Here is a 17175-nt window from a genome sequence, read left to right as displayed (position 1 = left end):
CCGACCATGACCGTTCTTCACTCTGCTCCCAAATACGCTTCCAACGATGGTGTCGTGGAAGCGCTGAGCGCCGCCCTGGGCCCGATGCTGATCTCCGCCACGGAGCAGCACGGCGAAGTCGTCCTGACTGTCGCGCGCCCCGAAATCGCCAACGCCCTCAAGCTGCTGCGTGACGAGCACGAATATCAGCAGATGATGGAAATGGCCGGTGTCGACTACCCCTCGCGCGTGGAGCGCTTCGAGGTGGTCTACATGCTGCTCTCGGTGACCAAGAACCACCGCCTGCTCGTGAAGTGCACGGCCTCGGAAAGCACGCCTGTGCCGACCGTGACGACGCTGTGGCCCAACGCAGGCTGGCTCGAGCGCGAGGTCTTTGACATGTACGGCGTGATCTTCGCTGGCAACAAGGACCTGCGCCGCATCCTCACCGACTATGGCTTCGAAGGGCACCCCTTCCGCAAGGACTTCCCGCTCACGGGCTATGTCGAACTGCGCTACTCCGAAGAGGACAAGCGCGTTGTCTACGAGCCCGTCAAGCTGGCCCAGGACTTCCGTACCTTCGACTACATGAGCCCCTGGGAAGGGTCTGACTACATCCTCCCCGGCGACGAGAAGGCCGACGCGCCGCCCGTCGCCGAAAAGAAGACGACCGACAGCCCCGAGGATACAGGTGCCGACAAAAACACCGATGCCAAGGCGGCCAAGAAGGAATCTCCGCCGGCGCCCGCCAAGGACGAAAAGGGAGACAAGGCATGAGCATGCAGCTTGAGCAGTCGCCCACGACCGGCGACGAGGTCATCAGCAACTACACGATCAACTTCGGTCCCCAGCACCCGGCGGCCCACGGCGTTCTGCGCATGGTCATGGAGCTGGACGGCGAGATCATCGAACGTGTCGATCCGCACGTCGGTCTTCTCCACCGCGGCACCGAGAAGTTGATCGAGAACAAGACTTACCTCCAGGCGCTGCCGTACTTCGACCGGCTCGATTACTGCTCGCCGCTGGGTATGGAATACAGCTACGTTCTCGCGATCGAGAAGATGCTGAATATCGAAGTTCCGCTGCGGGCGCAGTACCTGCGCGTGTTCTTCGCCGAGCTGACCCGCATCTCGAACCACATGATGAACATCGGCAGCCACATCATGGACGTCGGCGCGATGACGCCGAACCTGTGGCTGTTCGAGATCCGCGAGGACTGCCTCAACTTCTTCGAGCGCGCATCGGGTGCCCGTATGCACTCCGCCTGGTTCCGTCCGGGCGGCGTGCACCAGGATGTGCCGCTCAAGCTGCTCGCCGACATCGGCGACTGGCTGGACACGCGTCTGCCCGAATTGTTCGAGGACGCGATGAGCCTCGTCGTCGACAACCGCATCTTCAAGCAGCGCAATGTCGACATCGCGAAGGTCTCTCGCGAGGACGCGCTGGCCTGGGGCTTCTCGGGTCCGATGATCCGCGGCGCCGGTATCCCCTGGGATATCCGCAAGAGCCAGCCCTACGACGTTTACGATCGCATGGAATTCGACGTTCCGGTTGCAACGGAGTCGGACTGCTACGGCCGTTTCATGGTGCGCGTCGAGGAAGTTCGCCAGTCTGCGAAGATCATGAAGCAGTGCCTCGCGCAGATGCCCGAAGGCCCGATCATGACCACCGACCGTAAGGTCGGTCCGCCCAAACGCGCCGAGATGAAGACTTCGATGGAATCGCTGATCCATCACTTCAAGCTCTACACCGAGGGCTTTCATGTCCCCGAAGGCGAGGTCTACGTAGCGACGGAGAGCCCTAAGGGCGAATTCGGCGTGTACCTGGTTTCGGACGGTTCCAACAAGCCGTACCGCTGCAAGATCCGCCCGACGGCCTTCAGCCATCTCCAGGCCATGGACTTCATGTGCAAGGGACACATGCTGCCCGACGCCACGGCCATCCTGGGTGCCCTTGATATCGTGTTCGGAGAGTGTGACCGTTGAGTAAGCTCGAAACAGCCAAGGCGATGATCGCGGCCTACAACGCCAAGAACGCCGATCTCTACGTCTCCTACATGACCGACGATGCCTGCGAGGCAGGTTACCGCGGTGCGGTGGTACGCGAGGGCAAGGAAGGCACACGCACCGGCCTTGCTGCCGCCTTTGTCAAGTGGCCCGAGAATCACGCCGAGATCGTCTCGATCGAGGAAACGGAGAACTTCGTCGTCTTCCGTGAGCACGTCACGCGTGGGCCTGCGAGCGACGGGTCCGAATTCGTGGAGCCGTTCGACGTTCTTGCCGTCTACAGCTTCGAGGGCGACAAGTGCAGCCGGGTGGAGTTCATTCGATGAACCTTTCCTCGGTTGAGATGCTGCGCGTATGGGCAGGGCTTACGGGCCTCTGCCTCGTCGCGTTTTATTTCGGCGTGATGTCGGTGGGAGGGGTACCCTCGCAAACGGTCTCCATGCTGGCGACCGCCATCGGTGGTTTTGAAATTTTCTTTTTCGGCCAGGAACAGTGGCTGAAGCGCAGAGGTAAGCATGGCTGACCGCTATATCGAACCGGATACGCCGGAACTGCGGGCGCGCTGGGGCAATTTCGCCTGGACGCCCGAAAACGCCGAGAAGGCCAAGGACGTGCTTTCACGTTATCCGGAAGGGCGCCAGCGCTCGGCCGTGATGCCGCTGCTCGACCTTGCCCAGCGCCAGGTCGGCGCCGAAGAGAATACGCAAGGGTGGCTTCCCATCCCGGTGATGGAATACATCGCGTCCTATCTCGACATGCCGATCATTCGCGTCGTCGAGGTTGCGACGTTCTATACGATGTACAACATCGCGCCGATCGGTCGGTTCCACGTTCAGGTCTGCGGGACGACGCCTTGCATGCTGCGCGGGTCGGATGACCTCATCTCTGCCTGCAAGAAGCGCGGAATGAAGGCAGGTCACATCTCTGAAGACGGCCTCTGGTCGTTCACCGAAGTTGAATGCATGGGCAACTGCGCGTCGGCTCCGATGGTCCAGATCAACGACGACAACTACGAGGACCTCACTGCCGAGCGCCTCGACAAGGTGCTTGACGCGCTGGCCGCGGGCGAAACGCCCAAGGCCGGTACGCAGGAGCCGGGCCGTCACACGGTGGAGCCCGTCGGTGGTCCGACCACGCTCAGGGACATGGTCACCGAAAATCACGATTACCGGGGGGAGTGGTAAGTCATGGCACTCGCCGACAAGGATCGCATTTTTACCAACCTTTACGGGTTCCAGCCCTGGAACCTTAAGGAAGCCATGGCGCGTGGCGCCTGGGACAACACCAAGGATATCCTTGCGAAGGGCAAGGAAGTCATCGTCGAGGAAATGAAGGCTTCGGGCCTTCGTGGCCGCGGCGGCGCGGGCTTCCCGACCGGCCTCAAGTGGTCGTTCATGCCCAAGGAACCGCCCAAGGACGCAGCGGGTAACCCCAAGCCCAGCTTCCTCGTCATCAACGCGGACGAATCCGAGCCCGGCTCGTGCAAGGATCGCGAAATCATGCGCCACGATCCGCACCTTCTGTTCGAAGGCGCGTTGGTGGCAGGTTTCGCGATGGGCGCGCGTGCGGCGTACATCTACATTCGCGGTGAATACATTCGCGAAGCCGAGGTGCTCTTCGCCGCACGTGAAGAAGCCTACGCAGCAGGTCTTCTTGGCAAGAACGCCTGCGGTTCGGGCTACGACTTCGACGTCTTTGTGCACCGCGGTGCAGGGGCCTACATCTGCGGTGAGGAAACCGCGATGATTGAGAGCCTGGAAGGCAAGAAGGGCCAGCCCCGTCTTAAGCCCCCGTTCCCGGCTGGTGCCGGGCTCTACGGTTGCCCGACCACCGTGAACAATGTGGAATCGATCGCGGTCGCGCCCACAATCATGCGGCGCGGCGCGGCTTGGTTCTCCAGCTTCGGCAACGAGAACAATCGCGGCACTAAGCTCTTCCAGATCTCAGGCCACGTCGACAAGCCGTGCGTCGTGGAAGAGGAGATGTCGATCTCCTTCCGCGAACTGATCGAAAAGCATTGCGGTGGCATCCGCGGTGGGTGGGACAACCTCCTCGCCGTGATCCCGGGTGGTTCTTCGGTTCCGCTGGTACCCGCCAAGGACATCATCGATTGTCCGATGGATTACGACGGTCTCAAGGCCGTCGGTTCGGGCCTTGGTACCGCTGCGATCATCGTCATGGACAAATCCACCGACATCGTGCGCGCCATCAGCCGCATCTCGTACTTCTACAAGCATGAGAGTTGCGGCCAGTGCACACCGTGCCGCGAAGGCACGGGCTGGATGTGGCGTGTCATGGAGCGCCTGCGCACCGGTGACGCGTCGGTCGAAGAAATCGACATGCTGTTCCAGGTGACCAAGCAAGTCGAGGGCCACACCATCTGCGCCTTGGGTGACGCCGCTGCATGGCCGATCCAGGGTCTGATCCGTCATTTCCGCCCCGAGCTGGAACGCCGGATTGCCGAAAACATGCCGGAGGCTGCTGAGTAATGCCCAAGGTCAAAGTAGACGGCGTAGAAATCGAGGTACCGCAGGGCGCAACCGTCCTGCAGGCCTGCGAACTCGCCGGCAAGGAAATCCCGCGGTTCTGCTATCACGAGCGCCTGAGCATCGCCGGCAACTGCCGCATGTGCCTGGTCGAGGTGAAGCCCGGACCGCCCAAACCGCAGGCCTCCTGCGCGTTGCCCGCCAACGAAGGCCAGGAGATTCGCACGGACTCCGAGATGGTCAAGAAGGCGCGCGAAGGTGTGATGGAGTTCCTCCTCATCAACCACCCGCTTGATTGCCCGATCTGCGACCAGGGCGGCGAGTGCGATCTTCAGGATCAGTCGGTGGCCTATGGCCGTGGCGGTTCGCGCTATGACGAAAGCAAGCGCGCCGTCACCACCAAGAACATGGGCCCGCTCATCAAGACCACGATGACGCGCTGCATTCACTGCACGCGCTGCGTGCGTTTCTCGGAAGAGATCGCCGGCGTGGACGAGATCGGCGCGATCTATCGCGGCGAGAACATGCAGATCACGACCTATCTTGAGAAGGCGGCAACGCACGAGATGTCGGCCAACGTGATCGATCTTTGCCCGGTCGGCGCGCTGACCTCGCGTCCCTACGCGTTCGAGGCCCGTCCCTGGGAGCTCAAGAAGACGATCGGTATCGACGTCTCTGACGCTGTGGGTTCGAACATCCGCATCGACAGCCGTGGACGCGAAGTGCTTCGCGTACTTCCGCGCGTCAACGACGATGTCAACGAGGAATGGATCTCGGACAAGGCGCGCTACCAGGTCGACGGCCTGACGAAGCGCCGCCTCGACAAACCCTTCCTGCGCAAAGGCGGCAAATTGGTTGCGGTAAGCTGGCAGGAAGCCTTCTCGGCCATCGCCTTGCTCAATCCGGGCAATTCGATTGCGGCCGTGGCAGGCGACATGCTCGATTGTGAGACCATGTTTGCGGCCAAGAAACTGCTCGGTGCGCTTGGTTCGTCGCTCCTGGAAGGTCGTCAGACCGGTATGGACTACGACTGCTCGAGCCTGGCTGCGGTCAACTTCAACACCGGCTTTAACGATATCGAGACTGCGGACGCGATCCTGATCGTGGGCAGCCAGGTCCGTACCGAGGCTCCGCTCGTCAATGTCCGTCTGCGCAAGGCGGTCAAGCGCGGAGCCAAGGTCTTCCTGATCGGTCCCGAGTGGGAAACCACGTTTGGCGGCGAGTTCCTTGGTGAGGACCTCTCGGTTCTCAACCAGCTTCCGCAGCACGTCTGGGATGCCCTCCTTAATGCCAAGCGCCCGGCGATGATTGTCGGCGGGGCAGGGCTTGGCCGTGGTGGTCTCGAGGCTTCGCTCTCGATCGCCAGCCAGCTTAAGCTAGTGCGTGAACTGGAAGACGGCTCGACCTGGAACGGTTTCAATGTCCTGCACCTCTCGGCGGCTCGCATGGGCGGCCTGATGCTGGGTTATGCGCAGAGGGGCGGCATTGCCGACCTGGTCGCTGCGGCCCCCAAGGTGCTGCTGGCGCTGGGCGCGGATGAAGTCGACTTCACCAAGTTTGCCAACTCAATGGTCGTCTATATCGGTCACCATGGCGACAAGGGCGCCCATGCCGCTGACGTCGTCCTGCCGGCAGCCGCCTACACCGAGAAGAATGGCACTTACGTCAACACGGAAGGGCGCGTTCAGTTTTCGGACAAGGCGGTCTTCGCTCCGGGCGATGCCCGCGAGGACTGGACGATCCTGCGTGCCATGGCCGATGCCTTCGGGGTCTCCGTTGGATTTGACACCTTCGAGGAACTGCGGGCCGCAATGGCCGCTGTGGTTCCTGCACTTGGCAACGAAGGTCTCGCTGGCTACGGGCAGGACCTGCCAGCCGGTGGCGGTTCCGCTTCCGGTGTGATCGCCTATCCGATCAAGGACTTCTATCTGACCAACCCCATCGCGCGCGCCAGCGCGGTGATGCAGCAGTGTTCGGCTGAACTGCTTCACGGGGAAGAGATCGCGGAGGCCGCGGAATGACCGCTTTCTTCCAATCGCTTGGAATGACCTATGACTGGGCGTGGTTTGTCGCGACCATCTGCGGCATTCTGCTCATCGCTTTGCCGCTGATGCTGGCCGTTGCGATGATCATCTACGTCGACCGCAAGATCTGGGCCGCCATGGCGCTTCGCCGTGGCCCCAATGTGGTCGGCCCCTTCGGCCTCCTCCAGTCGTTTGCGGACGGTTTGAAGGTTTTTCTCCAGGAAACCATCGTTCCTTCGGCTGCCAACAAGGGTATCTTCCTCATCGCGCCGGTGGTGACCTTCACCATCGCGCTGATGGCGTGGGCGGTGATCCCGTTCAACTCGGGCGCCATGCTCGCCGACATCAACGTCGGCCTGCTCTACATTCTCGCGATCAGCTCGTTGGGTGTGTACGGCACGATCATGGCGGGCTGGGCATCGAACTCGAAGTATCCCTTCTTTTCCGCGATGCGCGCATCGGCCCAGATGATCTCGTACGAAGTCTCCATTGGCTTCATCATAATCTGTGTCGTCCTGTGGTCGGGTACGTTCAATATGAACGATATCGTCAAGGCCCAGCAGGGGCATGTCTTCGGCATCTTCAACGGCTTTGTGTTTAACCCGCTGCTGTTCCCGATGTGGGTGATGTTCCTCATTTCCTCGCTGGCGGAAACCCAGCGTGCGCCGTTCGACCTTACCGAGGCGGAATCGGAACTCGTGGCCGGTTACCAGACGGAATATTCGTCAATGGCGTTTGCCGCTTACTGGCTGGGTGAATACGCGAACGTCCTTCTGATGTGTGCGCTCAACACAACGCTGTTCTTCGGTGGCTGGCTGCCGCCGCTGGACTGGGCGCCGCTGTACCTTGTCCCGGGCTTCATCTGGTTCCTGCTCAAGGTCTTCTTCTTCTTCTTCGTCTTCTCCTGGGTGAAGGCGACCGTCCCGCGCTACCGCTACGACCAACTGATGCGTCTTGGCTGGAAGGTCTTCCTGCCGGTTTCGCTCCTCTTCGTGGTCCTGGTCTCGGGCTACCTGATGCTGACGAGGTATTCCTGATGAGCGTCGCTCAACTCGTAAAGTCCTTCACGCTCTATGAGTTCGTGAAGGCCCACACCCTGACGCTGAAGTATTTCTTCAAGCCGAAGGCGACGATCAACTACCCCTTCGAGAAGAACCCGCTTTCGCCCCGTTTCCGTGGTGAGCATGCCCTTCGCCGTTATCCCAACGGCGAGGAGCGCTGCATTGCGTGCAAGCTGTGTGAGGCAATCTGTCCGGCACAGGCGATCACGATCGAAGCTGCGCCGCGTGACGACGGTTCGCGCCGCACCACGCGCTACGACATCGACATGACGAAGTGCATCTACTGCGGCTTCTGCCAGGAAGCGTGCCCGGTGGATGCGATCGTCGAGGGGCCGAACTTCGAATACGCGACAGAAACGCGTGAGGAACTGCTCTATGACAAGGCTAAGCTTTTGGCGAACGGCGATAAGTGGGAGCGTGCAATCGCCGCGAACCTTGAAGCCGATGCGCCGTATCGCTAGGGGGCTCGCGCGGTCATGATTCACGTTATTGCCTTCTATCTCTTCGCGGTGATGACCGTCGCCTCAGGCGCGATCACTATCCTTTCGCGCAACCCGGTGCATTCGGTCCTCTGGCTCATCCTGGCGTTCTTCAACGCTGCGGGCCTGATGGTGCTGGTCGGTGCGGAATTCATCGCGATGCTGCTTGTTATCGTCTACGTGGGCGCGGTCGCCGTCCTGTTCCTGTTCGTCGTCATGATGCTCGACATCGACTTCGCCGAACTGCGCGCAGGCTTCGTTCGCTATTTCCCGCTGGGGGCGCTTGTCGCGCTTGTCCTTCTGGCTGAGATCGTCCTTGGAGTCGGGGCCTATCGCGCCGGTTCACTTGAGCTCGGCACGCCGGATGGTACCGCCGCCGTCGCCGAGGGCCTCTCGAACACGACTGCCATCGGTGCGCTTCTCTACAGCCGCTACCTGTTCCTCTTCGAGGCAGCCGGTATCATCCTGCTTGTCGCCATGATCGGTGCCATCGTCCTGACCCATCGTCAGCGCGGCGAGGCGCTCGTTCAGAACATCTCCAAGCAGAACGCACGTCGTCCCGACGAGGCGACCGTCAACGTGAAGCCCGAAGTGGGCAAGGGGGTTACGCTGTGATCGGCGTCGAACACTATGTCGTGGTGAGCTCGATCTTGTTCGTGCTCGGTGTCCTCGGCATTTTCCTCAACCGCAAGAACGTGATCATCGTCCTCATGGCGATTGAACTCATTCTGCTCGCGGTGAACATCAATCTCGTTGCGTTCAGTGCCTTCCTTGGCGATCTGACGGGCCAGATTTTCGCCATGTTCGTTCTGACTGTCGCCGCGGGTGAAGCCGCAGTAGGTCTGGCGATCCTCGTTATCTACTTCCGTGGCCGCGGCACTATTGCCGTCGACGACGTCAACCGGATGAAGGGATAAGGCCTTGCACCCGATCCTGATCATCGTATTCCTGCCGCTTCTGGCAGCGATCATCACTGGCCTTGGGAACAAGGATCTCGGTGGAATGGCGGCCAAGGTCATCACGACCGTAGGCCTGTTCATCTCCGCCGCCCTGTCCTGGTCGGTCTTCATCCCCTACCTCACCGGCTCGGCTGAGCCGACGGTGGTTCCGGTCCTACACTGGGTTGCCTCGGGTAGCTTCGTCTTCGACTGGGCGCTGCGCGTCGATACGCTGACTGCCGTCATGCTGGTTGTCGTGACTTCGGTCTCCTCGCTCGTGCACCTCTACTCGTGGGGGTACATGGACGATGAGCCGGACAAGCCACGCTTCTTCGCTTACCTCTCACTCTTCACCTTCATGATGCTCATGCTGGTGACGGCCGACAACCTGGTGCAGATGTTCTTCGGTTGGGAAGGCGTGGGCCTCGCCTCGTACCTTCTGATCGGTTTCTACCTGCGCAAGCCTTCGGCCGGTGCGGCTGCTATCAAGGCCTTCGTCGTCAACCGCGTTGGTGACCTTGGGTTCATGCTTGGCATCTTTGGCACCTACATTGTCTTTGGCACCGTCTCGATCCCCGAGATTCTGGATGCGGTTCCGGGCATGGCGGGCTCGACCATCGGCTTCCTCGGCATGCGTGCCGATACGATGACGGTGATCACGCTGCTGCTGTTCGTGGGCGCGATGGGTAAGTCAGCGCAGCTGGGCCTTCACACCTGGCTCCCGGACGCGATGGAAGGCCCGACCCCGGTCTCGGCCCTGATCCACGCGGCGACCATGGTCACCGCCGGTGTCTTTATGTGTTGCCGCCTTTCGCCGATGTTCGAAGCCAGCGCCACGACGATGACTGTCATCACTTTCATCGGTGCGGCCACCTGCTTCTTCGCGGCAACCGTTGGCTGCACACAGTGGGACATCAAGCGCGTGATCGCGTACTCGACCTGTTCGCAGCTCGGCTACATGTTCTTCGCCATCGGTGTCGGCGCGTTCGGCTCGGCGATGTTCCACCTCTTTACGCACGCCTTCTTCAAAGCTCTGCTGTTCCTCTGCGCCGGTTCGGTCATCCACGCGATGCACCACGAGCAGAACATGCGGTTCTACGGCGACCTTCGTAAGAAGATCCCGGTAACTTTCTGGGCCATGACGATGGGCACGCTGGCGATTACGGGGGTGGGGCTCTTCGGTGTCGGCTTTGCCGGGTACTATTCGAAAGACTCGATCATCGAAGCCGCGTTCGCGAGCGGCACCTCGATGGGCCTCTTCGCCTATTGGATGGGTATCGCCGCCGCTCTGATGACGAGCTTCTACTCGTGGCGCCTGGTGTTCCTCACCTTCTTCGGCAAGCCCCGTTGGGCCGGTTCGGAGCACATCCAGCACGCTGTCCATGATGCCCACGGCCACGGCCACGGTCACGATGACCACGGCAAGGGCAATCACGGCCACGCGCTTGAGGGCACCGGTGGCTACCACCCGCACGAGAGCCCGCTGGTCATGCTGCTGCCGCTGATCATTCTCTCGGTTGGTGCTGTGGTTGCCGGCTTCGCGTTCCAGCACTGGTTCGTCAGTGAAGGTACGGGTGAGTTTTGGCAGGGCGGTCTCGTCTTCCACGAGCACCTGATCCATTCGCTCCATGAAGTCTCGGGTATCTACAAGTACATGCCCTTTATCGTGATGCTGATCGGCCTTGTCATTGCCTGGTATGGTTACATCAAGAACACGTCGTTCCCCGCCAAGGTCGTGGAGCAGATCGGCCCGGTCTACACCTTCGTCTACCGCAAGTGGATGTTCGACGAACTTTACAATCTCGTGTTCATCAAGGGCGCCTTCGCTTTCGGCAAGCTGTTCTGGAAGGTGCTCGATATCGGGATTATCGACCGGTTCGGTCCGGACGGCGCGGCCTGGGTCGTGTCCAAGGGTTCGACCTATGCGCAGAAGGTCCAGTCGGGCTACCTGTACAGCTACGCTCTAGTCATGCTGCTGGGCCTTGTTGGCGCCATCAGCTGGGTGATCGCGGGATAAGATGATGAGTGGTTTTCCGATCCTCAGTCTGATGCTCCTAGTGCCGCTCGCGGCGGCACTGGTGTGTCTTTACCTTGATGCCAAGTCAGCGCGTGTCCTCGCGCTGGCCGCAACCCTGGCCAATCTGGCTCTTGGTGTTGTCCTTTGGCTTAATTTCGATGTGGGCGGTGCCCAGTGGCAGTTCCAGGAGAGCCATGCGCTCTTCGCGGGCTTCAAGTATGCCCTGGGTATCGATGGCATTGCTCTCCTCCTGATCATGCTCTCCGTTTTCCTCATGCCGGTCTGCATCGGCGCGAGCTGGAAGTCGGTTGAGAAGCGTGTGGGTGAGTACATGGCCGCCTTTCTGCTGGTCGAGATGCTCATGATCGGTGTGTTCGCCGCTCAGGATCTCTTCCTGTTCTACATCTTCTTCGAAGCTGGCCTGATCCCGATGTATCTGATCATCGGCATTTGGGGCGGTGCAGACCGTATCTACGCGTCGTACAAATTCTTCCTCTACACGCTTCTCGGTTCGGTGCTTATGCTGATCGCGATGCTGTGGATGGTGAATGTTTCGGGCACGACCGACATCCCGACCCTGATGGCCTACGATTTCGATCCCCAGGCACAGACTTGGCTGTGGTTGGCCTTCTTCGCGAGCTTCGCCGTGAAGATGCCGATGTGGCCGGTGCACACCTGGCTTCCCGCGGCGCACGTTCAGGCGCCGACGGCGGGCTCGGTCATTCTGGCCGGTGTCCTCCTGAAGATGGGCGGTTATGGCTTCATCCGCTTCTCGCTCCCGATGTTCCCCGAAGCCTCGGCACAGTTCGCGCCGCTGATCTGGGGTCTGTCGATGACGGCTGTGGTTGTGACCTCTCTGATCGCGCTGGTGCAGGACGATATGAAGAAGCTGATTGCCTATTCGTCAGTCGCACACATGGCGATTGTGACCGTCGGTCTCTTCGCGTTCAACGCGCAGGGTCTCGAAGGTTCGATGCTGGTCATGCTCAGCCACGGTCTCGTGTCGGGCGCGCTGTTCCTGTGCGTGGGCATCATCTACGACCGTCTCCACACCCGTGAGATCGCCCGCTACGGCGGTCTTGCCATCAACATGCCGCGTTACGCGCTGTTCTTCCTGCTGTTCACGATGGCTTCCATCGGTCTGCCGGGTACGAGCGGGTTCGTTGGCGAATTCCTGAGCCTTGCAGGTGCTTACCAGGTCTCGAGCTGGGTTGGCCTTATCTCCACCACCAGCATCATCCTGGGTGCTGCCTACATGCTCTACCTTTACCGCCGGGTGGTCTTTGGCCCCCAGAAGAACGCCGATGCCGCCGCCATGCCGGACCTGGACGCGCGTGAGATCCTGATGGTTGTCGCGCTTGGTATTCCGGTTCTGTGGATGGGCATCTACCCTGAGAGCTTCATGGCTCCGATGCGCGCCGATATTGCCGCGCTGGAAGCCCGGATCGCCCGTGCGGCGCCGGAGGGTGATGCCAAGCCGACGGCAGGCAATCCTAAGCCTGCGCATGAAGAAGTCTCTGCGCATGAGGGGGCACACTGATGGACTGGTCGCAGTCGCTGCGCCTGATCGCGCCTGAAGAAACAATCACCGTCGCAGGCCTGGTTCTGCTCCTTGTCGCCGCCTGGGGCGGGGACAAGGCGAGCCGCCTCATCTCGATCGTGTCGGTCGCCACGCTCGTCGCGGCCATGGTTCTTGTCGCTCCTGCCCTTTGCGGCGGGGCGATGGGGCCAGAAACCTCGGCCTTCTTCGGCCAGTTCCGGGCGGACGCTTTTGCCAGCTACGCCAAGATTCTGATCTATGGTTCGGCTGCGGTTACGCTGGTTCTCGCGCCGAGCTACTTCGAACGCTACGATTCGATGCGTGCCGAATTCCCGCTGCTCGTGCTTTTCGCGACGGTAGGCATGGGCATGATGGTGTCGGCTGCCGATTTGCTGACGCTCTACATCGGTCTAGAGATGATGTCGCTTTCCTCTTACGTTCTGGCTGCGATCCTGCGAAGCGACGGACGTTCGGCGGAAGCGGGACTCAAGTACTTTGTGCTGGGCGCTCTGGCCTCGGGCATCCTGCTCTTCGGCATGAGCCTGACGTACGGTTTCGCCGGTACCACGTCGTTCGTAGGCATCAACGCCAGCGTTTCGGAAGGCCTCTCGAACGGCGCGTTGTTCGGCATCGTGTTCATGCTGGCGGGTCTGGCCTTCAAGATCAGCGCCGTGCCGTTCCACATGTGGACACCGGACGTTTACGAAGGTGCACCGACGCCGGTGACCACCTTCTTCGCGACGGCGCCCAAGGTGGCGGGTCTCGGCCTCATCATGCGCGTTCTCCTGGATGCCTTTGGTGATCAGGCGGCAGCCTGGCAGCAGATCATCCTCTTCGTCGCGCTGGCCTCGATCGTTGTGGGCGCTCTTGGCGCCATCGGCCAGAGCAACATCAAGCGCCTGATGGCCTACTCGTCGATCAACAATGTGGGCTTCATCCTCGTCGGACTTGCCACGGCCACGCAGGCCGGTGCCTCGGGCATGCTGATCTACGTGACCATCTACGTTGCGATGTCGATTGCCGGTTTTACCGCTATTCTGATGCTCAAGGACGAGAACGGCAACTACGTCGAGGATATCCCCAAGCTGGCGGGTCTCTCGCGTACGCGTCCGGGCCTCGCGCTGGCGCTCGCGACCGTGATGTTCAGCCTTGCCGGTATCCCGCCTCTGTTCGGTTTCTGGGGCAAGTTTGTGGTCTTCCAGGCTGCGGTCCAGGCCGACATGCTCGCGCTGGCCTTTATCGGTATCGCCGCTTCGGTCATCGGCGCCTTCTACTACCTCAAGGTCGTCAAGGTCATGTACTTCGACGAGCCCGCCGATGTGGTGAAGGGTGAGAGCGACGTCTGGCACAAGCTCATCCTCGTGGTCGCCTGTGCGTTCATCTCGCCGCTGGGTTACCTGCTGACTTCGTGGCTGGGCGAGACCGCCAACACGGCGACGACCGCTCTTTTCGCCGCTCTGTGATCCGGCTCCGTCTTGATCCGGTACGTTGAGGAAACTGGTTCGACCAACTTCGATTTGGTCGACCGGTTGAAGCGGGGCGATTACCTTCCCGAGGGCGACTGGCTGGTTGCAGACCGCCAGTCGCAGGGGAGGGGACGCCTGGGCCGTGACTGGTTCGATGGCTCGGGCAATTTCATGGGCTCGACGGTGGTGCATTGGAGCCCGGGCCAGCCCGCTCCATCTACGCTGGCGTTTGTCGTTGCGTTAGCCGTTCACGAGGCCGTGGGCGGCTTTCTGCCTTCCCGCGATGACCTCGTCATCAAGTGGCCGAACGACCTCCTGCTCAATGGCGCGAAGCTGGCGGGGGTTCTCCTGGAAATGATCCAGGGACGCGTTGTTGTGGGTGTGGGGGTGAACCTGTGCTCGGTCCCGGATTTGCCCGACCGGCCCGTAACGAGCTTGCGTGCTTACGGCGCAACGGTTGATCGTGACGCGTTTGCCGAGCGCCTTCACGAGGCTTTTGCCCTGGAGCTGGAGCGCTGGCGCGGGGCAGGGCTTGCTCCATTGCTGCGGCGCTGGCAGACTGCGGCCCATCCAAAGGGAACGGTCCTTCGCGTTCATCCTCCCGGTGAAGAGCCTGTTTCGGGGCGATTTGACGGGCTGTCGCCGGAAGGGAGCCTGCGGCTGCGATGCGCGGATGAGATTGTACGCGAGATCCATGCCGGCGATGTGTTTCTACCCAATATCCCGGGTTGAGTTAGAGGTTGCCTTTCATGCTGCTTGCAATTGATGCCGGGAACACGAATGTCGTGTTTGCGCTGTTCGAGGGCTCCGAGGTTCGGGCGCGGTGGCGCATTGCTTCAGATGCGCGCCGGACCGGCGATGAATACGCGGTGTGGCTGATGCAGTTGCTTGACATCCACAAGGTGGATCGCGACGCCATAGACAGCATCATCATTTCGACCGTAGTGCCGCGCGCGCTGCACAATCTCGAGGTGCTGTGCCGGCACTATTTCGATGTCGAACCTCTTGTCGCGGGTGTCGGCAGGGCAACCTATGATATTGAGATCGATGTGGATGAGCCCCGTACGCTGGGTGCCGACCGCGCGGTCAATGCGATCGGGGCTCATGCCAAGTACGAAGGAGACCTCATTGTTGTCGACTTCGGAACGGCGACCACCTTCGATGCGGTTGATTTCAATGGTGCCTACAAGGGCGGTATCATCGCGCCTGGCATCAACCTGTCCCTCGACGCACTTGTGGGCAATACCGCCAAGCTGCCGCGCATCGGCATTGCCGTTCCCAGCTCGACCTCGGTCATCGGTCGCAATACAGAGGACCAGATGCTGATCGGCGTTTTCTGGGGCTATGTCGCGATGATGGAAGGCTTGATCGCGCGTATGCAGCGTCAGATCGGCCGTCCGGCGAAAGTCATCGCGACTGGAGGCCTGGCGGTGCTGTTCGACAAGGCAACCGACATTTTTGACGCCGTCGAAGCGAATCTGACGCTCGAGGGGCTGGCCATTCTTGCAGAGAGAGCATCGACCAAGTGATACCGGGTAAGGAACTGATCTTTTGTGCCCTTGGCGGCTCGGGAGAGATTGGCATGAACGTCAATCTCTACGGGTGCCAGGGCAAGTGGTTGATGGTCGATCTGGGCATGACCTTCGGCATGAATGAATATCCCGGGGTTGATCTTGTCTTTGCGGACCTGGAGTTCATCGAGTCCGAGCGGGAGAACCTGCTGGGCATCGTGCTCACGCATGCGCACGAGGATCATATCGGTGCAGTGCCCTATTTCGCACAGGATCTTGGTGTTCCCATCTATGCTACGCCCTTCACGGCCAAACTGGTCGCGGCGAAGCTCGAAGAGGCGGGGATTGCAGGCGAAATCGAACTGATCGTGGTCCAGGATGAGGAGCCTTTTGATCTGGGACCGTTCGGTATCCGCTACGTGCCGCTCGCCCACTCGATTGCCGAAGGCAACGCGCTCGTCATCGACACGCCCTATGGTCGCATCTTCCACACTGGCGACTGGAAGCTGGATGAAGCCCCTCAGGTGGGCGTGCCTGCGACCGAAGACGAGTTGCGGGCGATTGGCGACGAGGGCGTGCTTGCCCTCGTTTGCGATTCCACCAACGTGTTCAATCCCAAGGCTTCCGGTTCCGAAGGCGCTGTTTACGAGGGGCTGCTCGAGGAAATCTCGCGCCATGAAGGACGGCGGGTTCTTGTAACGACGTTCGCCTCCAATGTGGCGCGTCTCCAGACCTTGGGCGCGATTGCCGTCAAGACGGGGCGCCAGCTCTGTGTCGCGGGCCGCTCGCTCGACCGTATTATCGGGGTTGCTAAATCCTGCGGGTATCTGCCTGATTTCCCAGAGGTCATCGAAGCGGACGAGGCCATGGACCTGCCACGCGATGATGTGCTGATCGTGGCCACCGGCGGGCAGGGTGAGGCGCGCGCAGCGCTGGCCCGGATCGCCGATGGCAATCATACGATCAAGCTGGACAAGGGCGATGTGGTCCTCTTTTCGAGCCGCCAGATTCCGGGGAACGAGATCCCGATTGGACGCATTCAGAACCGTCTGGCGGAGGCCGGTGTCAAGGTTGTCACGGATCGTCAGAGCTTGATCCATGTGTCGGGACATCCGGGCCGTCCGGAGCTCCAAGCCTTGTACAGTTGGATCCGTCCCGAGGTTCTCATGCCGGTTCACGGCGAAGTGCGCCACATGAAGGAACAGGCTGCGTTTGGCCGGTCCTGCGGGATTCCCAAGGCGGTGTTCCAGAAGAATGGCGACCTTGTCCGCCTGGCTCCCGGGCATCCGGGCAAGTTCGGTGAAGTGCATTCAGGACGCCTCCTTCTCGATGGCGACATCATTGCGCCGGCCGATGGCGAAGCGATGGTGATGCGTCGGCGCATTTCTTACCAGGGCGTCGTCTCGGTCGCCGCGACGCTGAATGGAAAGGTCAAGGTAAGCGCCGTTGGCTTGCCGCTTGACGAGGACTACGCCGATTTCGTGGTCGAGGCTGAGGAAGACGTCGCCAAGGCTCTGCAGCGTACGCGCAAGGCCACACCTGAGGATCGCCATGAGGCGGTGCGCCTTGCGACCCGCCGTGCGGCGACGCGCTGGTCGGGCAAGAAGCCGCAGGTTCAGGTACTGATCTTGGGGAACGACTGAACACCTCCGGCCGACCCGCCGTCAT

At 61.0% G+C, this 17175-nt stretch carries 17 protein-coding genes; all 17 read left to right on the top strand.

Translation table 11 applies throughout. The features are described from left to right. Window positions 1-6: 6 nt before the first annotated feature. Genes FMM79_RS12740 through FMM79_RS12660 form a run of 17 tightly spaced genes read left to right on the top strand, consistent with a single transcriptional unit; the run spans window position 7 to window position 17150 of the window. Window positions 7-756, top strand: coding sequence for an NADH-quinone oxidoreductase subunit C (locus FMM79_RS12740; protein ID WP_148627844.1), 750 nt, complete (start codon window positions 7-9; stop codon window positions 754-756). After that, entirely contained in the window at window positions 753-1964 is a 1212-nt protein-coding gene (locus FMM79_RS12735) for an NADH-quinone oxidoreductase subunit D (protein ID WP_148627843.1), read from the top strand. Before FMM79_RS12740 ends, FMM79_RS12735 begins: the two co-directional genes overlap by 4 nt. Further along, a complete protein-coding gene (locus FMM79_RS12730) occupies window positions 1961-2311 on the top strand; it encodes a nuclear transport factor 2 family protein (protein ID WP_148627842.1) in 351 nt (116 codons plus the stop codon). The genes FMM79_RS12735 and FMM79_RS12730 overlap by 4 nt, the downstream gene beginning before the upstream one ends. Beyond that, window positions 2308-2508, top strand: coding sequence for a hypothetical protein (locus FMM79_RS12725; RefSeq protein WP_148627841.1), 201 nt, complete (start codon window positions 2308-2310; stop codon window positions 2506-2508). Before FMM79_RS12730 ends, FMM79_RS12725 begins: the two co-directional genes overlap by 4 nt. After that, entirely contained in the window at window positions 2501-3169 is a 669-nt protein-coding gene (gene nuoE, locus FMM79_RS12720) for an NADH-quinone oxidoreductase subunit NuoE (protein ID WP_148627840.1), read from the top strand. Before FMM79_RS12725 ends, nuoE begins: the two co-directional genes overlap by 8 nt. Window positions 3170-3172: 3 nt before the next feature. Continuing rightward, window positions 3173-4474 carry an NADH-quinone oxidoreductase subunit NuoF gene (nuoF, locus tag FMM79_RS12715; protein WP_148627839.1) on the top strand — a complete coding sequence of 434 codons (1302 nt, stop codon included), beginning with the start codon at window positions 3173-3175 and terminating at the stop codon, window positions 4472-4474. Next, entirely contained in the window at window positions 4474-6492 is a 2019-nt protein-coding gene (nuoG, locus tag FMM79_RS12710) for an NADH-quinone oxidoreductase subunit NuoG (protein WP_148627838.1), read from the top strand. The genes nuoF and nuoG overlap by 1 nt, the downstream gene beginning before the upstream one ends. Next, a complete protein-coding gene (gene nuoH, locus FMM79_RS12705) occupies window positions 6489-7532 on the top strand; it encodes an NADH-quinone oxidoreductase subunit NuoH (protein WP_039393247.1) in 1044 nt (347 codons plus the stop codon). Before nuoG ends, nuoH begins: the two co-directional genes overlap by 4 nt. Further along, on the top strand, window positions 7532-8017 hold the full coding sequence (gene nuoI / locus FMM79_RS12700) for an NADH-quinone oxidoreductase subunit NuoI (protein WP_039393248.1): 486 nt from the start codon (window positions 7532-7534) through the stop codon (window positions 8015-8017). Before nuoH ends, nuoI begins: the two co-directional genes overlap by 1 nt. Before the next feature lie 15 nt (window positions 8018-8032). Further along, window positions 8033-8650, top strand: a complete 618-nt coding sequence (locus FMM79_RS12695; RefSeq protein ID WP_148627837.1) for an NADH-quinone oxidoreductase subunit J — start codon at window positions 8033-8035, stop codon at window positions 8648-8650. Next, window positions 8647-8952: an NADH-quinone oxidoreductase subunit NuoK gene (nuoK, locus tag FMM79_RS12690; protein ID WP_039393252.1), complete on the top strand. Its 306-nt coding sequence runs from the start codon at window positions 8647-8649 to the stop codon at window positions 8950-8952. The genes FMM79_RS12695 and nuoK overlap by 4 nt, the downstream gene beginning before the upstream one ends. 4 nt (window positions 8953-8956) lie before the next feature. Further along, the gene (gene nuoL / locus FMM79_RS12685) at window positions 8957-10990 is read left to right on the top strand and encodes an NADH-quinone oxidoreductase subunit L (RefSeq protein ID WP_148627836.1); all 2034 of its coding nucleotides are present in this window, start codon (window positions 8957-8959) and stop codon (window positions 10988-10990) included. 4 nt (window positions 10991-10994) lie between these two features. Then, window positions 10995-12530 (top strand): NADH-quinone oxidoreductase subunit M, encoded by a 1536-nt coding sequence (locus tag FMM79_RS12680; RefSeq protein ID WP_148628110.1) that lies wholly within the window; start codon window positions 10995-10997, stop codon window positions 12528-12530. Further along, complete coding sequence (nuoN, locus tag FMM79_RS12675; protein WP_148627835.1) at window positions 12530-13993, top strand: NADH-quinone oxidoreductase subunit NuoN; 1464 nt, start codon at window positions 12530-12532, stop codon at window positions 13991-13993. Before FMM79_RS12680 ends, nuoN begins: the two co-directional genes overlap by 1 nt. Window positions 13994-14005: 12 nt before the next feature. Continuing rightward, window positions 14006-14728 carry a biotin--[acetyl-CoA-carboxylase] ligase gene (locus tag FMM79_RS12670; protein WP_148627834.1) on the top strand — a complete coding sequence of 241 codons (723 nt, stop codon included), beginning with the start codon at window positions 14006-14008 and terminating at the stop codon, window positions 14726-14728. Window positions 14729-14745: 17 nt separating this feature from the next. Further along, on the top strand, window positions 14746-15525 hold the full coding sequence (locus tag FMM79_RS12665) for a type III pantothenate kinase (RefSeq protein WP_148627833.1): 780 nt from the start codon (window positions 14746-14748) through the stop codon (window positions 15523-15525). Next, the gene (locus FMM79_RS12660; protein WP_148627832.1) at window positions 15522-17150 is read left to right on the top strand and encodes a ribonuclease J; all 1629 of its coding nucleotides are present in this window, start codon (window positions 15522-15524) and stop codon (window positions 17148-17150) included. The genes FMM79_RS12665 and FMM79_RS12660 overlap by 4 nt, the downstream gene beginning before the upstream one ends. Window positions 17151-17175: the final 25 nt, after the last annotated feature.

This window comes from Novosphingobium sp. BW1 (assembly GCF_008107685.1).
In the GTDB taxonomy this organism is placed as follows: Bacteria; Pseudomonadota; Alphaproteobacteria; order Sphingomonadales; family Sphingomonadaceae; genus Novosphingobium.
The sequence above is the reverse complement of the archived record's forward strand: the minus strand, read 5'-3'. Positions and strand labels throughout refer to the sequence as shown.